The sequence below is a fragment of the uncultured Neisseria sp. genome, assembly GCF_951230505.1.
GTDB lineage: Bacteria > Pseudomonadota > Gammaproteobacteria > Burkholderiales > Neisseriaceae > Neisseria.
The window spans coordinates 1-4,092 of the sequence record NZ_CATNVN010000162.1; the positions used below are offsets into that span (position 1 = coordinate 1).

At 46.3% G+C, this 4,092-nt stretch carries 4 protein-coding genes; 2 read left to right on the top strand and 2 right to left on the bottom strand.

All coding sequences use genetic code 11. The features are described from left to right. Window positions 1-278 (bottom strand): lipoyl(octanoyl) transferase LipB (lipB, locus tag Q1M25_RS08625; RefSeq protein WP_300483873.1); only part of this gene is annotated, 278 nt, incomplete at its 3' end. Continuing rightward, window positions 278-553 (bottom strand): YbeD family protein, encoded by a 276-nt coding sequence (locus Q1M25_RS08630; RefSeq protein ID WP_049328369.1) that lies wholly within the window; start codon window positions 551-553, stop codon window positions 278-280. The genes Q1M25_RS08630 and lipB, both read right to left, overlap by 1 nt. A gap of 213 nt (window positions 554-766) precedes the next feature. On the opposite strand from Q1M25_RS08630, the gene lon reads away from it, so the two are divergent. Both lon and Q1M25_RS08640 read left to right on the top strand, forming a co-directional pair. Next, window positions 767-3,226, top strand: coding sequence for an endopeptidase La (gene lon / locus Q1M25_RS08635; protein WP_300483875.1), 2,460 nt, complete (start codon window positions 767-769; stop codon window positions 3,224-3,226). Between the two features lie 185 nt (window positions 3,227-3,411). Continuing rightward, on the top strand, window positions 3,412-3,681 hold the full coding sequence (locus tag Q1M25_RS08640) for an HU family DNA-binding protein (protein WP_003683413.1): 270 nt from the start codon (window positions 3,412-3,414) through the stop codon (window positions 3,679-3,681). The last annotated feature ends 411 nt before the right edge of the window (window positions 3,682-4,092 follow it).

The following is a 4,092-nucleotide window of genomic DNA, read 5'->3' on the forward strand; positions in this document are numbered from 1 at the left end:
ACACTGGTCTTACGGCGTTTGAAATTGATCATCGTATAAACGACCAATTGGCCGGGACCGTGGTAGGTAATTTGACCGCCTCTGTCAATTTGGACAACGGGTATATCGTCGCGAATGAGGAGGTGTTCAGGTTTTCCGGCCAAGCCCTGGGTGAATACGGGCGGATGTTCGACCACCCATAATTCGTCTTCGGTGTTTTCGTCACGCGAGGCATTAAATGCCTTCATGGCTTCGAAAGTCGGCAGGTAATCGACCAAGCCTTTGTGCACGATTTTCATTACAGCACCACTTTTACCAATTCGTGTGAAGTCAGGTCGCGGTAAATATTGTCGAGCTGCTCTTGGTTATCAACATTTACTTTGACGGTTGCGCTGGTGTAGTTGCCTTTGCTGCTTGGGCGCGTAGTAATGTGGTGCGGCTCGGTATCGGGAGCATGTTTGCGCACAGTTTCCAAGATGGCGGATTCAAATTCCGGATGAACCGCGCCCATGACTTTTACAGGGAAGGTGCAAGGGAATTCAATTAATGATTTTTTTTCGGTTGAGTCTGTCATGGTTTACTACCTTGTTTGGTTAGCCAGGGCCGTCTGAAAAGTTTTCAGACGGCCCAAAATCCGATATATTTTATCGTAAACGTCCATATCGGGCTATTAAAAATGATGTTTTCGAAAATAGGTGCGGATAAGCTGTTTTCAAGTCTTGAAATGGAGCGCTTCAACCCAATTTTGAGCTACATTCTGATTTAACAATGATTGAGATTTCTAACTATGCCGACAAAAGACAAATATTTCGAGGAATACAGTGCGCTGGCTACCTTGCCTTTACGCGATGTCGTGGTGTATCCGCATATGGTATTGCCGCTGTTCGTCGGTCGTCCTAAATCGATTGCGGCCCTTGAGGCGGCAATGGCCAATGATGATCCGGTTTTCCTGTTGGCCCAGCTTGACCCTAATACAGAAGACCCTAAAGCTGAAGATTTGCACCAAACCGGTACTGTTGCCCAAGTTTTGCAGGTTTTGAAGCTGCCTGACGGCACCGTTAAAGTGTTGGTAGAAGGTATCCGTCGTGCGCGCGCGTTGGCGGTTGATGAAACAGGAGGATTGTTTTTGTCTCATGTTGAGGCGATTGATGAGAATAGCGACAAGGACAATCCTGAAATTGAGGCCTTGCGCCGTACTCTGCTGACTCAATTTGAGCAATATGCGAAGTTGAACAAAAAAATCCCTGCCGAAGTTATCAGCACCATCAGCAGTATCGATGACAACAGCCGTCTTGCCGATACGATTGCCGCGCATTTACAGCTGAAATTGGAGCAGCGTCAATATGTGCTGGAGACTGCCGGCATTGTTGACCGTTTGGAATTTCTGCTGGCGCAGTTGGAAGCCGAACTTGACATCATGCAGGTTGAGAAGCGTATTCGTGGCCGTGTAAAACGTCAAATGGAAAAATCCCAACGCGAGTATTACTTGAATGAGCAAGTCAAAGCGATTCAGAAAGAATTGGGCGAAGAAGACGAGCGTGGCGAGCTGGATGCGTTGGAAGCAAAAATCAAAGAAGCAGGCATGAGCAAAGAGGCTGAAGAAAAATGTCTGTCTGAATTGAAAAAACTGAAAATGATGCCGCCGATGTCTGCGGAATCTACCGTCGTGCGCAACTATATCGATACTTTGCTTGAGCTGCCGTGGAAGAAAAAATCCCGTGTCAGCAAAGATATTGCCAAGGCTGATTTGATTTTGAATGCCGACCACTATGGTTTGGAAAAAGTCAAAGAGCGCATTTTGGAATATTTGGCTGTTCAAAAACGTATGGACAAGCTCAAAGGCCCGATTTTGTGTCTGGTTGGTCCTCCGGGGGTGGGTAAAACTTCCTTGGGTGAGTCGATTGCTAAAGCCACAGGCCGACAATATGTGCGTATGGCGTTGGGCGGCGTGCGTGATGAAAGCGAAATCCGAGGCCACCGCCGTACCTATATCGGCTCTATGCCGGGCAAAATCCTGCAAAACATGGCGAAAGCGGGTGTGAAAAATCCATTGTTCCTGCTGGATGAAATCGACAAGATGGGTAGCGATTTCCGCGGTGATCCGGCCAGTGCATTGCTTGAAGTGCTGGATCCTGAGCAAAACAACAAGTTCGCCGACCACTATGCCGAAGTCGATTATGATTTGAGCGATGTGATGTTTATTGCCACTTCAAATAGCTTGAATATCCCGACTCCGCTGCTTGACCGTATGGAAATTATCCGTCTGTCCGGTTATACAGAAGACGAAAAAATCAATATCGCCATGCAATACCTTGTGCCGAAACAAATGAAGCGCAATGGTGTGAAAGAGGGCGAGTTGGTGGTTGATGAAAGTGCGGTGCGCGATATTATCCGTTACTACACCCGTGAGGCCGGTGTCCGCTCGTTGGATCGCGAAATTGCCAAAATCTGCCGTAAAGTGGTGATGCAGGTTACTTTGAATGAGGACAAGAAAAAAGCGTCCAAATCCAAAACAGTAAGCAAGGCCAAACCTAAAGCGATTAAAGTTACTGAAAAAAATCTGCATGACTATCTGGGCGTGCGCCGTTTCGACTATGGTGTGGCCGAAAGCGAAAACCGCATCGGTCAGGTAACCGGTTTGGCTTGGACCGAAGTCGGTGGCGAGTTGTTGACTGTTGAGGCAGTAGCTTTGCCGGGCAAAGGTACGATTCAATGTACCGGCCAACTGGGCGATGTCATGAAAGAATCGGTATCGGCCGCATGGTCGGTTGTCCGTTCTCGTGCTGAATCAGTGGGTCTGGCTCCTGATTTTTATGAGAAGAAAGACATTCACGTCCATGTACCTGAAGGTGCGACGCCGAAAGACGGTCCGAGCGCAGGTATCGCCATGACTTTGGCGATGGTTTCTGCCTTCACCAAAATTCCGGTGCGTGCAGACGTGGCGATGACCGGCGAAATCACTTTGCGTGGCGAAGTCTTGCCGATTGGCGGTTTGAAAGAAAAACTTCTGGCTGCTTTGCGCGGCGGTATCAAGCATGTATTGATTCCAAAAGACAACGTCAAAGATTTGGAAGAAATCCCTGAAAATGTCAAAACCGGTCTGACCATTCATCCGGTTAAATGGATTGATGAAGTGTTGGCTTTGGGTTTGGAAGCTCAGCCTGAGCAGTGGGCGGCTGAATTGGCGGTTGCCGATACCCCGCAAACTTCTAAGGCGAAGTCAAGAACAAAAGCAACCAAGCATTAAGTTGGCCGTCTGATGTTGCAAAAAATGTGGTTTTGCCCTGAATGCCACAAAAATAGGGCAATTCCACATCTTTTACTTGACATGATAATTTCAGAATTGCTATAAAGTGCGTATGTGCTTTAAAAGTGCTCAAGCCCCGAGTATTCGGGCATTTCATCATTTTTTACGATAGGAAGGGACTAATTGTGAACAAGTCTGAATTGATCGAAGCAATTGCTCAAGAAGCCGGCATTTCCAAATCTGCTGCGCAAAAAGCTTTGGATGCTACTACTAATGCCGTAACCAACGCATTGAAAAACGGCGACACTGTTACTCTGGTCGGTTTCGGTACTTTCTACGTCGGCGAACGCGCCGAACGTCAAGGCCGCAACCCTAAAACTGGCGAGCCTTTGACTATTGCTGCTGCTAAAACTCCTAAATTCCGTGCCGGTAAAGCATTGAAAGACGCTCTGTAATTTAGAGTCTTTCCCTGAATGGGAATAAAAAACCGATTTGATTCGGTTTTTTATTTTGAAGGCCGTCTGAAACCTTTCAGACGGCCTTTAGTTTGTTGAGTGTATAAAAAGGCTGAAATCCTAATGATAAAAGGATTTCAGCCTTTTTAGTTTATCTTGTTACATTTGATTTTTACATTAATAAGGTTTATCATTAGCAAAGAAAATAACAATACTTAAAACAAACCGCACTTATCGAAAGAAGAGGCAAATAGCCACTCATAACCAATCTTTCAAATGTGCCGCACATTCGTCATTCTTCTCACGTTTTTTAATAATCTACTTTTAAAACAAATGAAAAGAGAGGCTTATGTCTACCATTCCTTTGTCGCGCCTGAAAAAAGGCGCAGTCGTACATATTGATTCCATTGC